The following is a 22,280-nucleotide window of genomic DNA, read 5'->3' on the forward strand; positions in this document are numbered from 1 at the left end:
TCCTAGGCCACATACTTTCTACCTAGCTCTCTGACAAGGCGGATGTATCCTGCCTTATCAGCTAGACCTGTATCCAGTAGCTTTTCCTTCTCTCCTGCCGTGGCACGTTGCCAGACAAGATTTTCACGTAGTTCCCATTTCATCGCTGACTAGTCCTTAGTCAAAATATCAAGCAACTTCTTGATTGAGTCTTTGACATCCTCAGTATCTTTGACTGGTTCAGATGGCCCTTGTCCATCCAAGGTGGTCAAGGTATATTCTGCCTGCACCTTGATTGGCTCAGCGTTGAACAACTTCGCCATTGCCAAGTACTTCTCACGGTGCTCGCCGTGATACCATTCTTCTGGTATTCTCAAAGCATCCTCAACATCGCTCGACCAACCTGCCGAATATGCTAAAACGTGTTCGTTGTTTTTGTAACTAGCTAAATAATCGCCTTTTTCATCTCTCAATACGATAAATGTGTTTGTTTGTTTCATGTTTTTCCTCCTGTGGATAACTTCTGTAAATCCCTATATATATTATTTATATATAACGATTAGTTTGTTTTTAAGTTAGTTAGAGGCTTTAGCCTCTTATTGTTTATTAGTGGGCGATAGCCCCTAGATTATTATTAAGTTAGTTATTATTTTTATTTAGTTATTATTAGTGTCGGGTTTTTCAACTTTTGAAAAATACAACTTTGTAAAATTCAACTTTTGAAAAATACAACTTTGTAAAACCCGTAAGTTGTAAATTCACTCTGATGATTCACCTGTGGATAACTCATCATCAACCTTTTCTTTCCAGTACTCCCAATAGCTATCTGTGATAGGGATGTCGGAAACTAAGGGGTAGTTCTGAATTCCTCTTCCTCTCCCTAGACTTTTTCTGTAGATACGTATATAGCCGCTGTCTTTTAGTTCTTCAAAGGCATTTCTATGAGCTTCTCGACCGTTCTTTGAGCGTTTGGAAAGTTGATCGATGTACGGTCGCCAAGTATCTTTGTTCGACATCAACACAAATAGTAACCCTTTAGCTTGTAAACTAAGTTCGCTGTTTTGAGCAGGGTGATTATTTATTTTAGAGTAGTTTTCGTGTGTATTTCTTGCAATATGCTGCATAAGCCATAACCATTCCTCCTAAACTCCAACAATTCCTCGCTGAAACGTGTTATCAATCGCTGTCATGTTCGTCATATTCCAAAATCCTTTCTACATCCTCAAGATGTTCAATGTCGCCTGTCCGAAGAAATCGGTCATACGATTGAGCGATTAATTCCAATCTAACCAGACTTGTCATCTTTCTAAAATCCTCCTCAACATAGCATTTTTGTCCCTCAACCGCTGATTTTCGATACGGTATTCATTCCGTTGTTCAGCGATTTCGCGGACCATGTCATGCAATATTTGATTTTCCTGTTCTAGTGTGTAAAGCGGACGTGGGATAGCAGGTTTTTCTTGTTTTAAAAAATTAACCAACCATTTCTGCATATCTTTTCCACTCCTTATCCACTTGCTGAGCGTCTCTCTTTAGCCCGTTACGAGCTTTTTCAATGTCGCAGGTACTCTGATACCCCATACCTGCTTTAAAGCCATACAGGTAATCTCTGCGACGAATTTCTTCAAATTCTTCACACATCCGCTTTTTCTCAGCTTTCCGCTGTTCCACAATGCCTACTGCCAACATCGGCACAGCGAAAATTCCTAATGTTAAAATTGCTTCTGTCATGCACTCAATCCCTTCACTTTTTTCTTTACTTTCATCTTTGTTTTGTAATATTCAATATCTCTTTGGTCAAAACGGAAATGAGTTCCAGCCATGTGATAAGGGATTTTCCCAGCCTTCACAATTGCCATAAACGGATTACGGCTCATTCCCATGATTTCACAAGCTTCCTTCACACCAATGGCTTTATCGGACATCTGAGAGGGTTTTCTCTCGATAGCAAGCTCTTTCCGTACTTCACTCAAGACTTCTTGGATAATCTCTTGCTTCAAGACCTCAAACGCTTCTAACATTGCATCCATCTTGTCAAACCTCGCTTTCGTGTGTTATAATTTAAGTGATTTTTTTAGTAAGCTCCTGACTTCGTCATGGGGCTATTTTTATTAACTTTTTGCTAATTCCTCCAGACTCACATCAAGAGCCTTGGCAATTTTAACAACATTACTAAACATCATATCCTTCTTCTTCCCAGATTTTAGTTCTGCCAACATCGTATAATTAATACCTGCTTTCTTTGCTAAAGCGTAGATAGTCATTCCTCGGACATTAGCGAGTTCTTCGATTTTCTCCCACATTTTCAAAACCACTATATATAGTGCCATATCCGTCTTTAGACTGATATTATTTCTATATATAGACCTTTCTATATATTTGTGTTATTATCAACTTATCAACAAGGAAGGAGAGATATATGCTTTCTAAAGAACAAATAGCTCATGACTTAGCTATAGCTATGATGACCGCTGACTTCACAAAAGAAACACACCCTCGCATCAATTTTGTTCAAATCGACAAGTACAAAGAGTACTATCGTAAATTCCTATCTGAGCTACGATGAACAACCTCCAGATAGACTTGATAAGCCTCTGTTAGACGACTAAGACAACTATTTAACGAATGAGCGTTGTAGTCATCTGCAGGGCTTTTTATTTCATCCAGAACCGTCTGCATCAGGTCTAGAAATTTATCTTGCGTATTATGTTTCATCCTCTTCTCCTTGCTATTCCTTTTCTTTAATTCCAAATGGATTGTTGCGTAAGTCCGTTAACATTTTCTCGAATGTGTCGAATTTTTCTTTTAATTCAGCACGTTCTTGAGCTTGAGCCTTGAGTAATTCAACAATATTCTCAAGGCTTTTTGCTATTCTCTCGAATACTTTTCGCATCCCCTTCTCCTTTCTAGTTTGGTTGCTCTCTTTCCGTGCTATAATAAACACAGAAAGGAGGTAATATTATGAAAAAATACATTGTTGATATGCTAGAACAAAAACAAATTTTAGCACTAACATTGAGTGATGGTCAGACGGTAATTGTGATAGAAGTTGCTAACGAACACAAAGGTTATGACAATTTGATTGAAGTCGTTGAACGAAAAGATAAAACAAGTTTTCTGCTCAACTTAGATCAAGTCATTACTGTAAGACCATATATTCCAACTGAATGGGTTTACTAATAAAAAATCCCTTTCATTGCTTTAATTAACTCTGCGACTGCTACGACAGACGCAGGGTCTTTTTTATCCGCTTTTTCAAATACATCTTTAGCGTATTTATTCACCGTTGTAGCAAATGTTTGTTTTTCATTCATCTTGTTTCTCCTTTCTAGTCCTCAAGAACTAGACGCTTAGTCTTGATGACAACTTCTTCAATACGAGCACGTTTCAAGCCCTCACTGATAAAATAATCAATAATAGCACTACGGCTCATTCCTGTACCAATTGACAAGCTGTCTACCTCGTCGTAGTTCTCACGACTAATGACCACTGTGGGACGGTTATTCCCTTTCTGCCCTGTACTTGGGCGACCGTATCTTTGTTTTGACATGTCCTCCTCCTTTCCGTAAATAGCAGAGCTGTACTCCTTTCCTGTGATATAATTGATATATCAACACAGAAAGGAGAATGCTGTGGCAAAATTAACCATTGAGGACGCTTCAAGAATTGCTAAAGAAACATTCAAAGACAGCATCCCTCATATCGAAAATAGCTTGAATGATGTTCTGAAAGATTCCCCAATCGACATCGAAGTCAAACAAGCTATTCTAAACAGCGTCATTGCTGGACACAAGTTCAGCGTTGACACCACAGTCGCATTACTGGCTCAGCTAGTAAACGCTCTACAAGACTAGAATCACGAAGAAGTCTTGCTTTCAACTTAGGGTCTACCATCAACTTGGTAGGCTCTTTTTGTCTATACGGATACCGTTTTGGTCTCATTTTGTCCTCCCTCCTTCCTAGTTCGGTTGGTTTAATCTGTACACTTCAAGTGTAGTTTTCTATCAAAAAAAATAATATCATCAAATGGAATTTCTACAATTCTGCTAAACAAATACCCAACCGGAATCTGCATAGCTGTTTTATAGTTTTCGTAGTTTTGATAAGTTTGTCTTGAAACTTTCAACTCACGGGCTACCTCTTCCTGAGTCATGCCTCGATGAAGCCGAGCTTGTTCCAATGTCCATTTCAATACCCCTCACCCCTTTCTAAATATGATATAATAAAATAAAAACGATTGGAGATGAAATCTCATGGATAAAAAAACTTGTTTCTTTGTTTCCCCTATCGGAGAAAAAATCTCTGCTGATAGAAGACGTTCAGATGAAGTAATGACTCGCTTCCTAGAACCTGCTCTTGAAGAAGAGTTTGATATTATCAGGGCGGACCTTTTATTCAAACCAGATAAATTGGACGATGAAATCTTCCGCTATTTAGAAGAGGCAGATTTGGTAGCTGTTGACATTACTACAAATAACCCAAACGTATTTCTAGAACTCGGATACCGCAAAGCTCTTGGAAAACCATTTTTCTGTATAAAAGAGAATGATAACGAACCGATTCCTTTCGATATGAAAACGTTCTATGTTCATCATTATCAATTAAAATCCGATTATCCCAGCGAAGCATCTATTAATATTCAAGATGCGATTGACGGAATCCAAAAAATGGTCAGCCATTTTAGTTTCGATTCGGAAAATCTTCCAAAACAAACCTTCGAAGAAAAAGTTGAACGTAAACTAGACGAAATCAAGAGCAACGTGTCAAACATTTCTCGTAACATTCAAAAGAATAATGAAACAAGACAGTTTGATACCACGATACTTCCAATCGAAAAAGTCATCCCTCGATTGCTCGATCTAGGCGTTGATAACCCCGCTCGATTAGAAGCCTTATTCGCTCAGGTCCGTTCCATGTTGCAACAAATCCGCAATATCCGTTAATTTAGTATCCAACCCTTGGACAAGGCCTATCAAATATGCGATAGTTGCTTTGTCTTTTTTTGATTCATTTTCTAAATCCAGTAATCTTTTATCTAGATGTAGCTTTTCTTCAGCACTTATCATGACTGCTCCTTTCTGCCCTTACTTCTTCTTTCTCCACTTCACAATCTGCCGTATGACAAACGACAAAACCAACAAACCAGCTAACCAATAGATCATTGCTTTCTTTGGCAAATGGTGGTATACTCAAATAAGAGGTTGGGGCTTTCGCCCCTAGCTCTTACTTTTTATTTGAAGCTTTATGCTCTAGTATTTGTTTGTGCCAGAGCCTTGCTTCTCGAACTAAGCCTAGGACTATTAGAACTGTCCCGAGTTCTTCTGGTTTTAGGCTTTTTAGTATGTCCACCATTTGCTTTTCCTCCTGTTTTGATTCGGTTAATTCCTTAACCTTGACTATATTATACTACACTTGAAGTGTAGCGTCAACATTTTTTTGCAAAAAGTACAAAATTTTTTGCTTTTTTTACACTTCAAGTGTATAATGTAGTCGATAATATATAGAAAGAGTGATGTTATGCCAACACTTGCAGAAAATATCAAACTCTATAGGAAGAGAGCGAGACTTACACAAAAAGAACTTGCTTCAAAGCTAGGGGTAGCTCCAACTGCGGTATCCGCTTGGGAATTAGGGAGAAACAAACCGTTAATGGATAACATAGAGTCCATGGCGTTGTTATTTGACATCAAAAAATCAGTGCTACTCGGTGAAGACTTGGTTGTATTATCCACCACCACAGCCCCTAACAGCCTCATAGAGCAGGTTTCGGAGAAGATGGTACAATTAACCGAACCCAACCAGAAAAACGTGCTACGCTATTCTAGCGAACTCCTAGATAAACAAAATACAGTAACAGACAGTAAGAATACAGTGAGCGAACTTCAAGCCACCTACCACACCTACAACTACTACGACCAACCCGCTTCCGCTGGCACAGGTCAATATCTGAATGATGTGAAAGTTGAAACAATCGAATTACCTATTGAAGTGGACGCCGACTTCGTTGTCCCCATCTACGGAGACTCCATGGAACCAGAATACCACTCAGGCGATTATATATTCGTCAAACTATCCGTAGACCTATCTGACGGCGACATCGGAGTATTTGCCTATAACGGCGACGCCTACATCAAGCAACTCCGTATCACAGACCAAGGTGCCTACCTCCACAGCCTGAACCCAGACTATGACGACATCCCCATCACAGCAGACACCGACTTCCGAACTATTGGAGAAGTCGTGGAGGTGTATAGGGAGAGATAGGGAGGCGATTTTTATGAAAGAAAATCCATACTTTGAGGATACCAAACAGAATTACATCAAAGTAGAAAAATTATACAAACTTGGCAAAGCAAAACACACCTCCACCAAATACCGCTTCCTAGCCCCTGCTGTCAAAAGACAATCAGAGCAGTATCTTTACGAGGCAGAAAATCCCAAAAGGAAATATTGGAAGTTTAATCGTGGTTCACTAGTCTTTGTTGAATTTGGAGTAAACGTTGGTGGAGAGTTATCAAACAATCATTGGGCTATAGTACTTGATAAAACAGATTCACCGTACAAAAAGACATTGACAGTCATCCCAATCACTTCCAAAGAAAATGACAACACTGTTCCGTTACAAGAAATAATTGGTCAACAATCATTTAAGTACATAGACAAAGAATTTGCTAAACTAGAACAGAAGATAACTGAGGAAAACACTTCAAGTGAGGAGTTCCAACTCACCATTTCAAATCTAAAAGAAGTCATCGACTACTATGGTAAATACCTCAAGCAATCATTCGCAAAATGCGACAGCCTACAAACCATTAGCAAAGATAGGATACTCAAAAAGAACCCCTTAGACCCTGTAGGAAAGATAAAAGTATCACCAGAAACTCTTGACGCCATCAACGCAAAAGTTAAAGAATTGTATTTCTAACCAAAATACTTTACAAAAATCAAAAAAAAGTATAAAATATGACTGTATTAGAGGTAAAGCCTCATAAAGTTTACATTCGGGATTTAGTCCCATACCGTACGGCAGTCATGTTTTTCATGGCTGCTTTTTTGCTATTTTACAAAAAAAAATTCCCTATACTCTCCGCCGACCAAAGCTTGAGTGTAGGGTAATTCCGTATAGTAAAACCTGCTTCGCAGTAGGTCTCTTTACTATACCCATTTTAACAGAAAATGAGGTGAATGACAATGGAAATTAAACCATATATAAAAAACGGAAAAACGTATTACAAATTCACGCTGTATGCTGGCGTAGTTGACGGGAAACGAAAATACGTCAAGCGTGCCAATTTTAAAACAAAGGCCGATGCCAGAGCGGCAATACTTTCTTTGCAAGAAGAAATTGACCGACCTGTAGGAGATATGACCTTCCAAGAGCTGACAGAGAAATGGCTAAAAAACTACGAAACCGAGGTAGCAGAAAGCACCTACATCAAAACAAGTAGGAACATTAAACACCACATTACACCAACTATCGGACACAGGCGCATCTCTGAAATTACAGCCCTGGAGCTACAAAGCCATACACAGCAATGGTGTTCCAAATTAAAATACGGCAGGAAGATATTAGGCTTGGTCAAAACGATATATCGCTACGCAGTACGCATGGGCTTCATTGCCATCAGTCCAGCAGAAAGTGTCACAGCCCCGAAACTAAAACGAACCGTCAGCACGACCAAAGACTTCTACGACAAGCACGAATTAAAGGAGTTTATGCAAAGAGTAGAGGCAACTGGTGATATTCGCAAGATAGCCCTCTTCCGAGTGCTGGCTTTTACAGGTATTCGCAAAGGCGAACTTCGTGCGCTTCATAAAGACGACCATTACTCTAAAACCTTGCGGATCAATAAAGCAGTCACAAGAGGTTTTGCAGGCGAAGAAATAGGACCAACTAAGAACAGTTCTAGCGAACGTCTGATTAGCTTGGACGATAAGACAGACCAAATTCTACATGAGTTAAAACGACAATATCCAACCAGTACACTCTTGTTCGAGAGTGAAACAGGAGGCATTCTATCGCCTACCGACCCTAGAAGATGGTTACTTGAAATCATAGAGGGCACAGATTTATCGGAGATTAACATCCACGGTTTTCGCCACACTCATGCCAGTTTAATATTTGATGCAGGTATGACACTTAAACAAGTTCAGCACAGATTGGGGCACTCCGATATGAAGACCACAATGAATGTTTATACACATATTACCCAATCAGCAGTGGACAATATCGGAGAAAAATTTTCAAAATACTTAGATTTTTAAGTTGCCATTCTCACGTTTTGGGTATCACTTTGGGTATCACTTATATGAAAAATTGTGATAATTTATGATAGCGCGAAACACAAAAAACGTTGATTTAACAACGTTTTTGACAAGTTATAAAAAGTTATGAAAACCATATATGGAGCTGGTGGGAGTCGAACCCACGTCCAAACACCTGCTAACTTATTCGTCTACAACCATAGGTTATGTCTTGCTTTAACTTGGGCTCGATACATAACTCAAACCTAGACCAAGCGAGTCAGTAAATCTCTTTTGGAACAGCCTGACTCAATCCCAACGTAGCTTGTTATTTTAAGACCAATCAGCAAACACAAGCAATTCGCGAATGGTCACGCAGGCAGGTTATTAAGCTGCTAATGCGTAAGTGTTTGTATTTTTTGCAGTTATATTTAACTGGCATTTTTACATCTGCCGATGAGTTGCAGAACAAGCCTCATAATGCCTGTCGAATCCGTAACAACCCCGTAGGATTTGATACAGGAATTATTATAGCAGAATTTTTTATAAATAGCAAAATTATTTTACATTTTCCTTACAATTTAAAAAAATTTTGAAATATGGTAAAATGAAAGTATGTATAAATTTTGGCAAAAAACCATTCAAGTATTAAGTATTTTGACCCTTATCGGGACTGCTATTTTTCTGTTTTGGCTCTATAAGATTGGCATTTTGAACGACCAAAATGTCTTAAGCGATTTAATCAAAAGCCAAGGTGCTTTAGGTAGCCTCTCTTTTTTAGCTATTCAGATTATTCAAGTTGTATTTCCGATTATTCCAGGCGGTGTTACGACTGTTGTAGGTTTCCTCGTATTTCATTTTTGGTGGGGATTCTTTCTCAATTATCTTGGAATTTCAATCGGTAGTATCATCCTTTTCTGGTTGGCTCGTCGCTATGGAAAGAAATTTTGTCTCCTCTTCATGTCTGAAGATACGTTTTACAAATATGAAAGCAAAATTGATAATAAACGTAGTTATGAAATTTTCTTTGTTCTTTGTATGCTTTCTCCCATTTCTCCAGCTGACATAGTGGTGATGATTACTGGATTAACAAGCATGAGCTATCGGAAATTTATTATGATTACTTTACTTTGTCGCCCTTTCTCAGTTGTGGCCTATAGCTTCTTTTGGATCTATGGCAGCCAATGGTTGCAGCAATTGTTAGGATAAGTCATAACCACCCGTGAAAACGGGTGGTTTGAACAAGGGCTATAAGCCCACATCACCAGCCAGCGCCTAAAGACGCTGGCTTTCACTTTGTTCAAGCCTCACTGCTTTTGACTCGTCACTAGCCTCTTAAAGAGGCATTCGTACTACTTGCCATTATCCCTAAAGGAATCTTCATACTCTTTTACACTCAATTTATCAAGTGCTAGATCATGTTTTTCCTGTTCTTGTATATATTTCTTAATTGTGGCTTCATTAAGTCCAACCGTACTTACATAATATCCCTCTGCCCAGAAATGACGATTGCCAAATTTATATTTGAGATTGGCGTGTTTATCAAACATCATAAGAGCACTCTTGCCTTTTAAATAGCCCATAAAACTGGATACACTTAACCGCGGGGGAATATTGACTAACATATGAACATGATCCAGCATCAGATGACCTTCGATAATTTCAACACCTTTATAACTACACAATCGTCGAAATATCTCTCCAAGACTACTTCGATATTGATTATAGATAATTTTTCGTCTATACTTAGGGGTGAAGACAATGTGGTAGAACACAGCCACTTTGTATGTGATAAACTATGTGCCTTTTGCGCCATATTTTTCTCCTTTCGCTTTACAATAGGCTTGAACACCTTTATTGTATCGCGTTTGGAGTTTTTTTGGTATAACCTTCGTCGCGCACCCGCATAGCGGGTGGTTTATTTGTCACGCACCTTATGGAGCGTAACGGACTAAAAGTCACATAACAAAGCAAAAAGAGCAGGGTTCATCCTGCTCTACAATCCAAATCGACGCTTTTTATTCTTCTCTTGAGTTTATGTGCCTACCGTTTCCTACTCTCCAGTGCAAATATATACGTACTTTATTGACCGTTTCACAAGATGACGTGTGCTTTCACCACACTAAATTTGATATACGAATTAGGGATGAACCCTAAAATCAACTTATAAAATGTAGGCTTTTAACCCTATCAATAATGTGGCTTACGCCACGCTTCGGCATTCGACCCGCCTGTCCGTAGGCTTTGGTTATGATAAATAGCAGAGCTACCCATCCCATATAGGTCTGATATTTGCTAGAATAGGTATGACTACTTTTCCTAGGCCTGTTTATTGTAACACGGAAATTTCTCTTTGACAAGTATAATTTTTATACTATTCAAAAAACAAAAACTAACCTATAATAGATTTATGAAACTTACTATCGAACAAACGAAAGAATTAAAAACTTATTTGAAAGATAAAACCTATTCTCCATTTCATAGACGACTTCAAGTTATCTTGTTCAGAGCAGAAGGTCTTAGCTATAAGGAAATCACTAACCTCATCGGCTATTCAAAGTATACAATCTGGTCCTTACAGCGCAAGTACGAACTTGAGGGGATTTCAGCTCTAGTAAGAGAAACGCGAGGTGGACGGAACCGTCAATATTTAACCCTTCAAGAAGAGGAAGCGTTTCTAAAAGAACAGTTAACAGCCTCACTAAATGGCGAATTTGTGACGATAAACTCTCTCTATGAAGCTTATCAGAAACGGGTTGGACACCCTACGACCAAGGAAGGATTCTATGCCATTCTTAAACGCCATGGTTGGCGCAAAGTGACGCCAAGACCAGAACACCCTAAAAAAGCAGACGCCGAAACGATTCTAGCGTCTAAAAATAAAATCTTCATTCACGAAAACAGGAAAGCGCTTCAAGAATAGTCGTCGCTATCATAAAGTCAGGCTAATGTATCAAGATGAGGCGGGTTTCGGTCGGATCAGTAAAATTGGGAAGGCCTGGGCACCAAAAGGGGTGAGACCGCATGTACATAGTCACTATATTCGTGAGTATCGCTATTGCTATGGTGCTGTTGATGCCCATACAGGAGAGTCCTTCTTCATTATCGCTGGGGGCTGTAATACAGATTGGATGAATGTTTTTCTCAAACAACTATCTGAAGCTTATCCTGACGATTATATTTTATTAGTGATGGACAATGCCGTTTGGCATAAATCAAGTACCTTAGAGAAACCACATAATATTGGTTTTGAGTTTATTCCTCCCTATACTCCTGAAATGAATCCAATTGAACAAGTTTGGGCTGAGATTCGAAAGAGAGGGTTTAAGAATAAAGCTTTTAAAACACTAGACGATGTGATAAACAAGCTTCAAGAAGTAATACGAGAGTTAGATTGGTCTATTTTAAAACCAATTGTTAGTAGACAATGGTTTAAAAACACTTGACTGGTTTGCTTTTGATTTTTGTTGAGTATTAATATTTTTTACAAAAAATCCAAACATTAATAAAAAAATGGCTTCAAACGTTCGAAACCATTTTGTTTTTTTATTTAATTCCTAATGCAATTCGAGCATAACGACTCATTTTTTGAATGGTCCAAGCTGGTGACCAAACCAGTCTCACATCTACTTCTGTTACTTCAGGGACATCCTTCAGTACATCATGAATTTGATCGGTAATTAGATCAGCTAATGGACAACCCATGGTCGTCAAGGTCATATCAATTTCAGCCTTGCCCTCAATAAATCGGATTTCATAAATTAGCCCTAAATTGATAATATCAATACCTAGCTCAGGGTCAATCACATCTTCAAGAGCATGAAAAACACGCTCCTGAATGTCTTTAATTTGATCTTCTGTGTACGTCATTTTTCTCTCTTTCTTTTTCACAAGTTCAATACTAGAAAAGAACCAAACGAAGTTTGTGTCAAAACCTCCCCGAACTCTCGCTCGTTTCCTGTTTTCAGCGAGCGGTTGATTTTGTCTCCCAGACAAAATCAATCCTCAATAAAATCTCTGAGTGGTTTGCTGCGGGATGGGTGGCGGAGTTTACGGAGGGCTTTGGCTTCAATTTGGCGGATGCGTTCACGGGTTACGTTAAAGACTTTACCAACATCTTCAAGCGTACGCATTTTACCATCATCTAAACCAAAACGAAGACGCAATACGTTTTCCTCACGGTCAGTAAGAGTATCCAATACCTCATCTAACTGTTCACGAAGAACGACACGAGTTGTGTAATCAACTGGATTTTCAATGACTTCGTCTTCGATAAAATCTCCAAGATGACTATCATCTTCTTCACCAATTGGGGTCTCGAGTGAAACAGGCTCTTGTGCAATCTTGAGGATTTCACGAACTTTCTCAGGCGTCATATCCATACGCTCAGCGATTTGCTCAGGAGTTGGATCTTGGCCCAATTCCTGCAAGAGATTGCGTTGTTCACGGACCAATTTGTTAATGGTTTCTACCATGTGAACAGGGATACGGATTGTACGCGCTTGGTCCGCAATGGCACGAGTGATAGCCTGACGAATCCACCAAGTTGCATAGGTTGAAAACTTGAAACCTTTTGAATAGTCAAACTTATCAACGGCCTTCATCAAGCCCATGTTTCCTTCTTGGATAAGATCAAGGAACTGCATACCACGGCCGACATAGCGTTTGGCAATGGAAACAACCAAACGCAAGTTGGCTTCAGCCAAACGTTGTTTCGCTTCTGGGTCACCTGCTTCAACCGCCAATGCCAATTCTTGCTCTTCCTCGTTGGTCAAAAGAGGTACAACACCAATTTCTTTCAAATACATGCGGACTGGGTCGTTCACTTTTGCAGAAGTGCTTCCGAGCAATTCTTCATCAGATAATCCTGGTTCTTCCTCTACCTGCATAGCACGCGCAGAAGGATTACCATCCTTGTCAACAATCGAAATCCCGGCATCTTGAATACGTTGGAGCAAGTCATCAATCCCATCAGCATCAAGCGTAAACGGAATAACCAGTTGGTCATTGATTTCATCGTCTGTAGCTGAACCTTGTTTTTTATGGTTACGGATAAATTCGGCAACTTGTACATCAAAAGTAGTGACTTCTGTTTTTTTATCTTTTTTATTTGTCATATTTACTCCATTTGTCTTCTTCTATCGAGGAGTTTTTGCAACTCATCGAGGGCAATATCTGCATTTCCCACATGGGAATGTTCACGGATTTTCCGTGCTAGATGCTGGTTCTCCTTCTTCAACAATTCCTTGTCTCGCCGAATTTCTAATTCTTCGATTTCGTGTGGAGATACTTCATTAGGTAAACGTTCTTCCTGCATACGATACCAAGCCTGTTGAGCGGAATCGTTCAACTGTGATAGTTCAAAACTGGTAATTTCCCCAGATTTTTTTAACATATCATAAATAGCTTGCAATTCTGGCGTCGCAAAATAAAAATCTTCTCGTAAACGGAACTCATTGAGAATATAAGGATGTTCAACCATCCGATAAAGTAAATGGTTTTCTGTTCGAATTAGACTCGTTATACGAGCAATCGTTTGGACTGGTGGCAAATAAGACTGACCAGTCTGTGATTGAAATACCTGTTGTGTTCTCTCCTGGCGCTGGTTCAGACGAACAGCATTTACTGCCTGTTCCACCTGATTATAATCAAAGTCAGAAAGTAAATCCGCCACCTTATAAATATAAGAATTTTGAGCTGTAATGGATGATACTTTGGCAATAATTGGTGCAATCTTATCTACAAACTCAATCTGCATTTGTAGATTGTCAGGATTTTCAGGTTTCAAGTATTGAATCAAAAATTCTACATCGCTGATTCGTGATTTGGTTAAAACCTGTTGCAAGGCTTCTTCCGAATTTTTCTGCAAAAATTCATCTGGGTCCATATTATCTGGCAAACTCACAATTTCAACCTGAAAATCTTGTAGTTCGTCCAACGCCTTCATGGTAGCTGCCTGTCCAGCCTTATCCCCATCATAAGTCAGAACAATTTTCTTACAAAACTTAGCTAGATGTGCAACATGCTCTCTTGTCAAAGCTGTTCCCATGGAAGCCACTGCATTATCAATCCCTACACGATGAGCAGCAATCACATCTAGAAAACCTTCCATGAGATAGGTTTCACGTTGCTTCTTAATAACCGCTTTAGCCTTGTCCAAATGATACAATTCATAGCTTTTATTGAAGATTGCAGTACTACGAGAGTTTTTATACTTAGCTAATTGTTTATTGTTTCGATCTTCTTCGGTCCAAATCCGACCTGAAAAAGCTACAATTCGACCATATTCATCCGCCAAGGGGAAAATAATCCTCGCTTGAAAGGCGTCATAAATAATATTATTCTCACTTGGATTGAACAAACCCGAATTCAATAGACTTTCTTCGTCATATTGACCTGATAGTTTTTGGTAAAGAATATTCTGTTCGGCAGGAGCTAAGCCTAGCTGGAATGTTTTTATGACATCATCTGTCAAGCCACGTTGGTGTAGATAAGCTCTAGCTTCCTCACCCATTTTGGTTGTCATCAAAAGGGCATGATAAAACTTTGCGGCATCTCGATGGATATCATACAGTACCTGATGCGGACTAACCCTTTTCTCTTCTGGACGATAGGAAGGAGTTACATCTACTTGAAAACCTGCCTTCTCAGCTAAGATAGCTGCCGCATCTGCAAAAGAAACACCACGAACTTCTTCGACAAACTTGAATACATCTCCGGACTTACCACATCCAAAACAATGGTAGAACTGCTTATCTTCAATCACATTGAAAGACGGGGTTTTCTCCCCATGAAAAGGGCAAAGACCGACATAATTACGTCCGGCCTTTGTCAAAGCAACCGTTTCACCAATAACATCAACGATATTGAGAGCTTGTTTTATTTCAGTAATTTTATCCTTTGAAAGCACATTCCCTCCTCATATCATACTAGCTAATTTAAAAAGTGAACACTCTTCCCTTAGTTTAACATACTCTATTGTATACTAAATACGGGAAAATGTAAAATTTCTAAAACAAATTACTTGTAAAATAATTTTTAACGGTTATTATATATAGAGTAAAATATTTATGAAAGGACATATTTAGGATATGTTAAAAGATTTGAAAGCCTTTTTGTTCCGTGGAAACGTGATTGATTTGGCTGTCGGTGTGATTATTGCATCTGCATTTGGTGCAATCGTTAAATCATTGGTTGAAGATGTAATTACTCCATTGTTCTTGACGCCAGCTTTGAAAGCTGCTGGTGCAGAAAAAATCGCTGACTTGTCATGGAACGGTGTAGCATACGGTAACTTCTTGAGTGCTGTTATCAACTTCTTGATTGTTGGTACTGTTCTCTTCTTCATCGTTAAGGCTGCTGAAAAAGCTCAGAGCTCGGGAGTTTGACAGTTTGAAACCACCAAAAGTGTCACAAACGTTGATGTGACGCTATTTTTTTGTCAAATTCTCGCACATTTTTATTGCGTACTTTCTCGTACTGTGGTATAATAGAGTGAGGTGCGAATCCATGAGAGTTAAAAAATCAGTATCTAAAAATACTATCAACTATGCCATTATCAAAGATATCAAGGTCGGAAACAAACGGACATCAACCATTGTCGAAAATCTCGGCAATCATGAAACTCTTCAACAGCTACATCCCGAAATGGAACCAATGGAATGGGCAAAATTGCGGGCTAAAGAGTTAACCGAACTTGATAAAGAAGATAAACAAGAAATATTAGTCAAACTTCATGAGAATAAACAGTTGAAACAAAATCAACGAAATGAATATCATGGGGGATATTTATTTCTACAGAATATCTATTATCAGTTGGGATTGGATAAAATCTGTCAAGATATTCAGAAGAGGTATCACTTTAGTTTTCACTTAGATACCATTCTTTCTCGTCTCCTCTACGGCAGAATCCTATTCCCATCCTCTAAACGGTCTACTGCTCATTTTTCACAAACTCTCCTAGAACCTAAAACTCTGGAACTCCAGCACCTCTACCGAGGATTAGAAATTATTGCCAAAGAAACTGACTTTATTCAAGAACAACTCTATAAAAACTCAACTGCACTTTCCTCTCGTAAAACTGATGTCCTCTATTACGACTGTACAAATTTCTATTTCGAAATTGAGGAAGAAGATGAGGAGGGGCAACTGAGACAATATGGCTATTCTAAGGAACATCGACCGAATCCAATCGTTCAAATGGGGCTGTTTATGGATTCTCAAGGAATTCCATTAGCTTTCTCCGTCACACCTGGTAATACGAATGAACAAACGACTATGAAACCTTTGGAGAAGAAGATTATCAAGGATTTTGAAAAAGCTCAATTTGTGGTCTGTACAGATGCTGGACTATCTTCTATTGGAAACAAACGCTACAATAATATCAGCGGGAGAGCCTTTGTCACAACTCAATCTATCAAAAAGTTAAAGAAAGAAGACAAAGACTGGGCTACAGCTTCTACAGGTTGGCGGTTGATGGGAGATAAGTCCGAGACATTCTATGATATTTCTGCACTAGATGAAAGTAATCAAGACTTTCTCTATAGACAAGTCTTTTACAAAGAATGCCCCTTACCACAAGATGGGCTAGAAGACCAACGATTGATTGTAACCTTCTCAGCTAAATACAGAGATTACCAAAGAAAGATACGCGAACGCCAGATTCAACGTGCCTCAAAATGGATTGGAAAACCAGCTGACTACAAGAAGAAACAATCTACAGATCCTAAGCGTTTCCTAAAAGTAACAGAGACAACAAGGGATGGAGAAATAGCTGAGAAAACGTTTATTGAGTTGGATGAAGAACGAATTGTTTCTGAAGCTAGATTTGATGGAATTTATGCGGTAACAACAAACTTAGACGATACGATTGAGACCATTGTTTCCATTAATCAGAGAAGATGGGAAATTGAAGAATGTTTCCGTATTATGAAGCATGAATTGAAAGCTAGACCAGTTTATTTAAGTCGAGAAGATCGCATTTCTGCTCACTTTACAACTTGCTTTCTTGCTCTTATACTCTATCGTTACTTAGAGCTGGCGGTTCAGAAGCAATTCACATGTACTGAACTCATTGAAACCTTACGTTCATACACCTTTAAGTATCTGCCTGGTTTTGGTTATCTACCTAACTACACTCGGACGGCTATTACTGACCAGCTGCATCAGACATTTGGATTCAGAAGTGATTATCAAATTCTAAGCGAAAAAAAGATGAAAAAAATTTTACAATCGTCAAAATCGAGAAAAAGTACGCATTTTTGATATAAAAAGAAAACCTCGCTAAACCCTTGATATGCATAGGGTTAGGGAGGTTTTTGTCTTGTAAAACTGTCAAAGACGGGATTGTATACTAAATACGGGAAAATGTAAAATTTCTAAAACAAATTACTTGTAAAATAATTTTTAACGGTTATTATATATAGAGTAAAATATTTATGAAAGGACATATTTAGGATATGTTAAAAGATTTGAAAGCCTTTTTGTTCCGTGGAAACGTGATTGATTTGGCTGTCGGTGTGATTATTGCATCTGCATTTGGTGCAATCGTTAAATCATTGGTTGAAGATGTAATTACTCCATTGTTCTTGACGCCAGCTTTGAAAGCTGCTGGTGCAGAAAAAATCGCTGACTTGTCATGGAACGGTGTAGCATACGGTAACTTCTTGAGTGCTGTTATCAACTTCTTGATTGTTGGTACTGTTCTCTTCTTCATCGTTAAGGCTGCTGAAAAAGCTCAGAGCTTAGCTAAGAAGGAAGAAGCTGCTGTTGAAGAAGCTCCAGCAGGTCCAACTCAAGAAGAATTGCTTGCAGAAATCCGCGACTTGTTGAAAAAATAATCAATAAGATAGTGAAACAGGTACCTTGCCTGTTTTCTTCTTGTCAAAAAAAGGGAGCCAATCGGCTTCCCTTATTGTTTTATCCTTCATATCCATTTGGATTTTTAGACTGCCAGTTCCATGTGTCACGGCACATATCCTCAATCGTTTTCTCTGTTTTCCAATTGAGTTCAGCTAGAGCCTTGTCTGCATTAGCATAGCAGGTCGCCACATCACCCGGACGACGGTCAACGATTTTATAAGGTACCGGTACACCATTCACTTTTTCAAAAGCTTGAACAAGTTCTAAGACACTAGTTCCTTGACCTGAACCAAGATTGTAAGTATGTACACCTGTAGTAGTTGAAATTTTTTCAAGCGCCTTAATATGACCGAGCGCCAAATCAATCACATGGATATAATCACGCACTCCAGTACCATCAACTGTATCATAATCGTTACCAAAAACGCTGAGTTCCTCACGTTTACCAACGGCTACTTGTGCAATAAACGGCATCAAATTATTAGGAATACCAGCCGGATCTTCCCCAATCAAACCAGATTCATGGGCACCGATTGGGTTGAAATAACGGAGAAGGGCAATACTCCACCCCTTGTCTGCTACTTCCACATCACGCAAGATTTGTTCCAACATAACTTTGGTATAGCCGTACGGATTCGTTGCGCTAGTTGGCATAGTTTCAACCAAAGGCGATGGATTATTGAGGCCATAAACAGTCGCACTTGAGGAGAAGACAATTTTCTTAACACCAAATTCTGCCATGACTTCCACCAAAGCTAGGGTTGACATGATATTGTTTTCATAGTACATAATTGGCTTAGCCACTGATTCTCCTACTGCCTTGTAGCCAGCAAAGTGAATGGCTGCCTCAATGTTTTCATTTTCAAAAACTTGGCGCAAGGCTTCCTTATCTGCCACGTCCAACTCATAGAAAGTTGGGCGCTTGCCAGTGATGGTTTCAATGCGATCTAAAACTAAAATACTTGAGTTTGAAAGATTATCTACGATAACCACTTCTTTCCCCAACTTCAACAATTCGACAACCGTATGACTACCAATATAACCTGCACCACCAGTAACTAAGATACTCATCTCTTTACTCCTTTTCACTTGGACAAAAATTCTATATCCCTATTATATGTTACTTGTTGTAAAATGTAAACAAAAAACAGCCTTTCGGCCGTTTTCAAATTCAATTAGAATTTTTTACGCTTGCGAGCTGCTTCTGATTTACGTTTACGTTTTACAGATGGTTTTTCGTAGAATTCGCGTTTGCGTGTTTCTTGAAGAGTACCAGCTTTAGTAACCGCACGTTTGAAACGACGAAGAGCATCATCAAGTGATTCGTTCTTGCGTACTACTGTTTTTGACATTTTTTTCACTCCCCTCAATTTCAAAGTCTTTATCATTTTACTATGATTCAACTCATTTGTCAATATTTTTTAATTCTAAAATATGAATTTTACGCTCTTATCCTATCCTATTCTTTTTTCCTATCCACGCCAGTATTGTCCCAAAGAAGAATTCGTAAAGGACAAAAAATAATACAAAGCAATGCAAGAAAAACTCTTGTGGCAAAATATATATGACAGGATCCTTTGCAGGGTCAAATAGCCATGTAGAATCTCCTGGAAATAGCACCGTATGAAACAATACAAAAAACTGATCAAAGCCAACAAGAACTCCTAATAAACCGATTATCATTGGCGTAAGCATGGTCCAGAAAATGACCTTTTTAACCAAGTCTCCATAACCTTTTAGCAGAATGTTTTTTACAAAAAGCACAAAGGCAGGGAGTGTGAGGATAAAAATCCCCTGAGTTAGATGGAATAAATGCTTGACATCCGCAAAATGCTCGAGACCATCAGCTGAGGATGAAAAATTTGGCATGTCTAAAACACTTGCAAATGGATTGGTCAAATAGTTCATCAAAATATTGAAATTATAAGAAATATCTGCCGCTTTCATGTAGACCACTTTTTCCAACCCCAAAAAAGAAATCTCAAGCGGATAAACTAGCCAAGTTAGGTAGATGGTTCCTAGAACTGCTGCCGACAAGACAAATAAAATCGTTCCAATAAGCTGCAACTTAGTTCTCATCAAAACTCCATTCATCTAAACTATCAAGGACATGGGTTGGAGCCAGGGGTAAGCCTGCTACTTCTTCTGGCTTGGTAAATCCAGTCAGAACCAAAAGTGTGGGAAAACCATTGTCAATCCCTGCACAAATATCCGTCAGGTAGTTATCCCCCACCATAACTGTCTGACTGCGTTCTGTACCTAAAATCTCCAGAGCCTTATCCATGATAATGGCTTCAGGCTTACCAATAAAGGTCGGCTCTACTCGGGTAGCAGCTCTCAAAAGCGCAATAAGTGAGCCTGCTCCTGGCAAATGACCTCTTTCCGTCGGAATGTTCAGATCAGGATTGGTACCGATAAAGGTCGCTCCCTTTTGAATAGCCAAGGTGGCAATGGTCAGTTTTTCATAGGTCAACTGAGTATCCAAACCGACAACAACATAGGCTGGATTTTCCGTGTCTTCCACATAACCTGCCTCAAAAATGGCAGACTTGAGCCCGTCTTCTCCAATGACATAGACTGTCTTTTCCTTGCCCAAATCATTCATATAATCTACCGTCGCCAGACTGGCTGTATAGATTGTTTCAAGCGGTGTCTCAATGTTAAAGTTTTCAGCCAACATAGCCTGCACCATCTCAGGACGGCGGGTGGTGTTGTTGGTCACGAATAAATAGGGAACCTGACGTTCTTGCAAGCGATGAATAAACCGCTCACCAGCAGGAATCCGCTTTTTCCCTTCATAAATGGTACCATCCAAATCAATCAAATAACCTGTATATGTCATTTTTCCTCCTTAATCAAATCGTGTTTCCCAATGCTCCGACCGACTAGCTTCCAAGCAAAGTGCTAACTGCTCAGCTGTATTTTTCGCAAGTGAGAGCGGTGGTAAGTCATCTAGACTGAAAAAGCCACTGGCAAGAGTTTCCGAATTGGGCTGAAACTCCCCACCAAGGAGACGACATAGAATGAAGACCTTGGTCACGCGGTGGGCTGACTTGGCAGGATTGTTCTTGTGCTTGTCCAAAATCGCAACGACTCGCAGAGCCTCCACATCTAGCCCCGCTTCTTCCATTACTTCCTTGACAACATTTTCCTTGACGGACTGGTCCACATCGCACCAACCACCTGGCAAGGACCAGAGCCCATCGTTTTCCTGGACAAGTAGGATTTTATCCTCTTGGAAAATAGCTGCGCGGGTATCTAGCTTGGGTGTCTGATAGCCTGTTTCATTGCAAAACAAGTCTGTCACCACTTCCAAGGGCTGTCCAGATGGCTCTACCAACATTTCCGCCGCAATCTGTCTGATTTCTTCGAAACGCTCCATGTCATAAATATCTTTTCCATAGGCCAAGCCTGTCTGAGCCAAGGCTTGTAAACGCACGGCCCATTCCAACCACTTATCCTGCGACATGACTTTCCCTCCATTCTATGACAGCTTGCGCATGGATATGCCCATCTACCACAATCTCATGCTGGCTGACACCAGCTTCTGCCACCATGCGTGAACTCACCAAGCTAGTCGCCTCTACTTCCTTGAGATACTTGAGTTGGATTTTTTTAGGGACATGGTAGAGCAGAAAATCATAGCCCAGTGCTTCATACATCCATTCCAGGTACTTGCCATTATTGACATGCCCATTCATATCCAAGTCAAAATAGCGAACAGGAAATTCTTGGACAGATGGATTTTCCAAGAGCTGATACTTGGGAGCCCGAGGCAATTTCTTGACCTGCTCAGATTGATAGGGAGCAATCAAGGTCTCTGGCACAGGTGCCACCTTGCGGGTTTCAAAATCAATCAAGACAAAATAACAGAGAATATCCAGCAAGAGATTACCTACTTCATCGTAGATATAAAACATCCGATGACAGAAAAACTTGTTGTAGGCAACTGCTTCTGTTTTTATCGTGATGGTTTCATTATACTTGGGTAGGCCTTGAATGGTCAGTTCATAATCTGTCACGACCCAAATCAAGCCAAATTCCTGAAAAACATAGAGGTCACTGCGACCTAGTTCTTCCGACTGCCGACCTGATAGCCCCAAACAATAGGAAATAAAGTCAGGCAGTTTGATTTCTTGTTTAACATCCACCATATCAAAGGGAATGGTGAATTCTTCTTGGTAGCTTAGTCCCAT

31 protein-coding genes, 1 other RNA gene and 4 pseudogenes are annotated in these 22,280 nt (G+C 39.5%); 12 read left to right on the forward strand and 24 right to left on the reverse strand.

Annotated features, from left to right (window positions below; genetic code table 11):
* Positions 1-2: 2 nt before the first annotated feature.
* From PHA78_RS07905 to PHA78_RS07950, 10 genes are all read right to left on the reverse strand, one after another.
* On the reverse strand, positions 3-143 hold the full coding sequence (locus PHA78_RS07905; RefSeq protein ID WP_099780097.1) for a hypothetical protein: 141 nt from the start codon (positions 141-143) through the stop codon (positions 3-5).
* 6 nt (positions 144-149) lie between these two features.
* Positions 150-479, reverse strand: a complete 330-nt coding sequence (locus PHA78_RS07910; protein WP_024378020.1) for a hypothetical protein — start codon at positions 477-479, stop codon at positions 150-152.
* Positions 480-737: 258 nt separating this feature from the next.
* Positions 738-1,103 carry a hypothetical protein gene (locus PHA78_RS07915; RefSeq protein WP_004194647.1) on the reverse strand — a complete coding sequence of 122 codons (366 nt, stop codon included), beginning with the start codon at positions 1,101-1,103 and terminating at the stop codon, positions 738-740.
* Positions 1,104-1,155: 52 nt separating this feature from the next.
* The gene (locus PHA78_RS07920) at positions 1,156-1,281 is read right to left on the reverse strand and encodes a hypothetical protein (RefSeq protein ID WP_257212218.1); all 126 of its coding nucleotides are present in this window, start codon (positions 1,279-1,281) and stop codon (positions 1,156-1,158) included.
* Positions 1,278-1,472 (reverse strand): hypothetical protein, encoded by a 195-nt coding sequence (locus tag PHA78_RS07925; protein WP_024378019.1) that lies wholly within the window; start codon positions 1,470-1,472, stop codon positions 1,278-1,280. Before PHA78_RS07925 ends, PHA78_RS07920 begins: the two co-directional genes overlap by 4 nt.
* Positions 1,453-1,710 (reverse strand): hypothetical protein, encoded by a 258-nt coding sequence (locus PHA78_RS07930; RefSeq protein WP_024378018.1) that lies wholly within the window; start codon positions 1,708-1,710, stop codon positions 1,453-1,455. Before PHA78_RS07930 ends, PHA78_RS07925 begins: the two co-directional genes overlap by 20 nt.
* Positions 1,707-2,009: a helix-turn-helix domain-containing protein gene (locus PHA78_RS07935; protein ID WP_029876246.1), complete on the reverse strand. Its 303-nt coding sequence runs from the start codon at positions 2,007-2,009 to the stop codon at positions 1,707-1,709. The genes PHA78_RS07930 and PHA78_RS07935 overlap by 4 nt, the downstream gene beginning before the upstream one ends.
* A gap of 81 nt (positions 2,010-2,090) precedes the next feature.
* Entirely contained in the window at positions 2,091-2,282 is a 192-nt protein-coding gene (locus PHA78_RS07940; RefSeq protein WP_024378016.1) for a helix-turn-helix domain-containing protein, read from the reverse strand.
* 232 nt (positions 2,283-2,514) lie between these two features.
* Complete coding sequence (locus tag PHA78_RS07945; RefSeq protein ID WP_141666655.1) at positions 2,515-2,694, reverse strand: hypothetical protein; 180 nt, start codon at positions 2,692-2,694, stop codon at positions 2,515-2,517.
* A gap of 13 nt (positions 2,695-2,707) precedes the next feature.
* Entirely contained in the window at positions 2,708-2,872 is a 165-nt protein-coding gene (locus tag PHA78_RS07950) for a hypothetical protein (protein WP_153308685.1), read from the reverse strand.
* A gap of 68 nt (positions 2,873-2,940) precedes the next feature.
* Between PHA78_RS07950 and PHA78_RS07955 the strand changes: the two genes are divergently transcribed.
* The gene (locus PHA78_RS07955; protein ID WP_024378015.1) at positions 2,941-3,159 is read left to right on the forward strand and encodes a hypothetical protein; all 219 of its coding nucleotides are present in this window, start codon (positions 2,941-2,943) and stop codon (positions 3,157-3,159) included.
* Here PHA78_RS07955 and PHA78_RS07960 read toward each other — a convergent pair.
* Both PHA78_RS07960 and PHA78_RS07965 read right to left on the reverse strand, forming a co-directional pair.
* On the reverse strand, positions 3,156-3,293 hold the full coding sequence (locus PHA78_RS07960) for a hypothetical protein (protein WP_157756012.1): 138 nt from the start codon (positions 3,291-3,293) through the stop codon (positions 3,156-3,158). The two genes, PHA78_RS07955 and PHA78_RS07960, sit on opposite strands and share 4 nt — an antisense overlap.
* Positions 3,294-3,307: 14 nt before the next feature.
* Complete coding sequence (locus tag PHA78_RS07965; RefSeq protein ID WP_004195135.1) at positions 3,308-3,529, reverse strand: hypothetical protein; 222 nt, start codon at positions 3,527-3,529, stop codon at positions 3,308-3,310.
* Positions 3,530-3,611: 82 nt separating this feature from the next.
* Here PHA78_RS07965 and PHA78_RS07970 point away from each other — a divergent pair, with 82 nt between their 5' ends.
* Positions 3,612-3,833 carry a hypothetical protein gene (locus PHA78_RS07970; RefSeq protein WP_029178447.1) on the forward strand — a complete coding sequence of 74 codons (222 nt, stop codon included), beginning with the start codon at positions 3,612-3,614 and terminating at the stop codon, positions 3,831-3,833.
* A 119-nt stretch (positions 3,834-3,952) separates the two neighbouring features.
* On the opposite strand, the gene PHA78_RS07975 is transcribed toward PHA78_RS07970, so the two are convergent.
* Entirely contained in the window at positions 3,953-4,171 is a 219-nt protein-coding gene (locus PHA78_RS07975; protein WP_238139787.1) for a helix-turn-helix transcriptional regulator, read from the reverse strand.
* Positions 4,172-4,232: 61 nt separating this feature from the next.
* Here PHA78_RS07975 and PHA78_RS07980 point away from each other — a divergent pair, with 61 nt between their 5' ends.
* The 4 genes from PHA78_RS07980 to PHA78_RS07995 all read left to right on the forward strand — a co-directional run bounded on the left by PHA78_RS07980 (position 4,233) and on the right by PHA78_RS07995 (position 8,244).
* A complete protein-coding gene (locus PHA78_RS07980) occupies positions 4,233-4,922 on the forward strand; it encodes a hypothetical protein (RefSeq protein ID WP_024378011.1) in 690 nt (229 codons plus the stop codon).
* A 574-nt stretch (positions 4,923-5,496) separates the two neighbouring features.
* Positions 5,497-6,243 carry a S24 family peptidase gene (locus PHA78_RS07985; protein ID WP_105157043.1) on the forward strand — a complete coding sequence of 249 codons (747 nt, stop codon included), beginning with the start codon at positions 5,497-5,499 and terminating at the stop codon, positions 6,241-6,243.
* Between the two features lie 13 nt (positions 6,244-6,256).
* Positions 6,257-6,904, forward strand: coding sequence for a type II toxin-antitoxin system PemK/MazF family toxin (locus tag PHA78_RS07990; protein ID WP_024378009.1), 648 nt, complete (start codon positions 6,257-6,259; stop codon positions 6,902-6,904).
* A 266-nt stretch (positions 6,905-7,170) separates the two neighbouring features.
* Positions 7,171-8,244: a tyrosine-type recombinase/integrase gene (locus tag PHA78_RS07995; protein WP_099780102.1), complete on the forward strand. Its 1,074-nt coding sequence runs from the start codon at positions 7,171-7,173 to the stop codon at positions 8,242-8,244.
* Between the two features lie 137 nt (positions 8,245-8,381).
* Here the strand turns inward: PHA78_RS07995 and ssrA are convergent.
* Positions 8,382-8,729, reverse strand: a transfer-messenger RNA (tmRNA) gene (gene ssrA / locus PHA78_RS08000).
* 109 nt (positions 8,730-8,838) lie between these two features.
* On the opposite strand from ssrA, the gene PHA78_RS08005 reads away from it, so the two are divergent.
* Positions 8,839-9,432, forward strand: coding sequence for a TVP38/TMEM64 family protein (locus PHA78_RS08005; RefSeq protein ID WP_024377438.1), 594 nt, complete (start codon positions 8,839-8,841; stop codon positions 9,430-9,432).
* A gap of 143 nt (positions 9,433-9,575) precedes the next feature.
* Here PHA78_RS08005 and tnpA read toward each other — a convergent pair.
* Positions 9,576-10,039, reverse strand: a pseudogene (gene tnpA / locus PHA78_RS08010) (IS200/IS605 family transposase).
* A 594-nt stretch (positions 10,040-10,633) separates the two neighbouring features.
* Between tnpA and PHA78_RS12585 the strand changes: the two are divergent.
* Both PHA78_RS12585 and PHA78_RS08015 read left to right on the forward strand, forming a co-directional pair.
* Positions 10,634-10,822: pseudogene (locus PHA78_RS12585) on the forward strand (helix-turn-helix domain-containing protein); the annotation flags it as partial.
* A pseudogene (locus PHA78_RS08015) lies at positions 10,823-11,669 on the forward strand (IS630 family transposase); the annotation flags it as partial. It abuts the pseudogene before it with no gap.
* A gap of 100 nt (positions 11,670-11,769) precedes the next feature.
* Here the strand turns inward: PHA78_RS08015 and PHA78_RS08020 are convergent.
* The 3 genes from PHA78_RS08020 to dnaG form a co-directional block, all read right to left on the reverse strand.
* Complete coding sequence (locus PHA78_RS08020; RefSeq protein ID WP_024377440.1) at positions 11,770-12,093, reverse strand: metal-sulfur cluster assembly factor; 324 nt, start codon at positions 12,091-12,093, stop codon at positions 11,770-11,772.
* 128 nt (positions 12,094-12,221) lie between these two features.
* Positions 12,222-13,340: an RNA polymerase sigma factor RpoD gene (gene rpoD / locus PHA78_RS08025; protein WP_029998484.1), complete on the reverse strand. Its 1,119-nt coding sequence runs from the start codon at positions 13,338-13,340 to the stop codon at positions 12,222-12,224.
* Positions 13,341-13,342: 2 nt separating this feature from the next.
* A complete protein-coding gene (gene dnaG, locus PHA78_RS08030; protein WP_029175824.1) occupies positions 13,343-15,133 on the reverse strand; it encodes a DNA primase in 1,791 nt (596 codons plus the stop codon).
* A 181-nt stretch (positions 15,134-15,314) separates the two neighbouring features.
* Between dnaG and mscL (PHA78_RS08035) the strand changes: the two are divergent.
* The 3 genes and pseudogenes from mscL (PHA78_RS08035) to mscL (PHA78_RS08045) all read left to right on the forward strand — a co-directional run.
* Positions 15,315-15,599, forward strand: a pseudogene (gene mscL / locus PHA78_RS08035) (large conductance mechanosensitive channel protein MscL); the annotation flags it as partial.
* Between the two features lie 133 nt (positions 15,600-15,732).
* Complete coding sequence (locus tag PHA78_RS08040; RefSeq protein WP_029175660.1) at positions 15,733-17,487, forward strand: IS1634 family transposase; 1,755 nt, start codon at positions 15,733-15,735, stop codon at positions 17,485-17,487.
* A gap of 194 nt (positions 17,488-17,681) precedes the next feature.
* Entirely contained in the window at positions 17,682-18,062 is a 381-nt protein-coding gene (mscL, locus tag PHA78_RS08045; protein ID WP_099776538.1) for a large conductance mechanosensitive channel protein MscL, read from the forward strand.
* A 79-nt stretch (positions 18,063-18,141) separates the two neighbouring features.
* Here the strand turns inward: mscL (PHA78_RS08045) and galE are convergent, their stop codons facing one another.
* The 6 genes from galE to PHA78_RS08075 all read right to left on the reverse strand — a co-directional run bounded on the left by galE (position 18,142) and on the right by PHA78_RS08075 (position 22,280).
* A complete protein-coding gene (gene galE / locus PHA78_RS08050; RefSeq protein WP_002942991.1) occupies positions 18,142-19,155 on the reverse strand; it encodes a UDP-glucose 4-epimerase GalE in 1,014 nt (337 codons plus the stop codon).
* A gap of 104 nt (positions 19,156-19,259) precedes the next feature.
* On the reverse strand, positions 19,260-19,436 hold the full coding sequence (rpsU, locus tag PHA78_RS08055; protein ID WP_000048054.1) for a 30S ribosomal protein S21: 177 nt from the start codon (positions 19,434-19,436) through the stop codon (positions 19,260-19,262).
* Between the two features lie 97 nt (positions 19,437-19,533).
* Entirely contained in the window at positions 19,534-20,163 is a 630-nt protein-coding gene (locus PHA78_RS08060) for a TIGR01906 family membrane protein (protein ID WP_104929689.1), read from the reverse strand.
* Positions 20,153-20,926, reverse strand: a complete 774-nt coding sequence (locus tag PHA78_RS08065) for a TIGR01457 family HAD-type hydrolase (protein ID WP_104929690.1) — start codon at positions 20,924-20,926, stop codon at positions 20,153-20,155. The genes PHA78_RS08060 and PHA78_RS08065 overlap by 11 nt, the downstream gene beginning before the upstream one ends.
* Before the next feature lie 9 nt (positions 20,927-20,935).
* Positions 20,936-21,553, reverse strand: coding sequence for an NUDIX hydrolase N-terminal domain-containing protein (locus tag PHA78_RS08070; RefSeq protein ID WP_272157951.1), 618 nt, complete (start codon positions 21,551-21,553; stop codon positions 20,936-20,938).
* A complete protein-coding gene (locus PHA78_RS08075) occupies positions 21,540-22,280 on the reverse strand; it encodes an acyl-ACP thioesterase domain-containing protein (RefSeq protein ID WP_272157952.1) in 741 nt (246 codons plus the stop codon). The genes PHA78_RS08070 and PHA78_RS08075 overlap by 14 nt, the downstream gene beginning before the upstream one ends.

Origin of the sequence: Streptococcus sp. HN38 (assembly GCF_028335765.1) — a bacterium.
GTDB lineage: Bacteria > Bacillota > Bacilli > Lactobacillales > Streptococcaceae > Streptococcus > Streptococcus suis_P.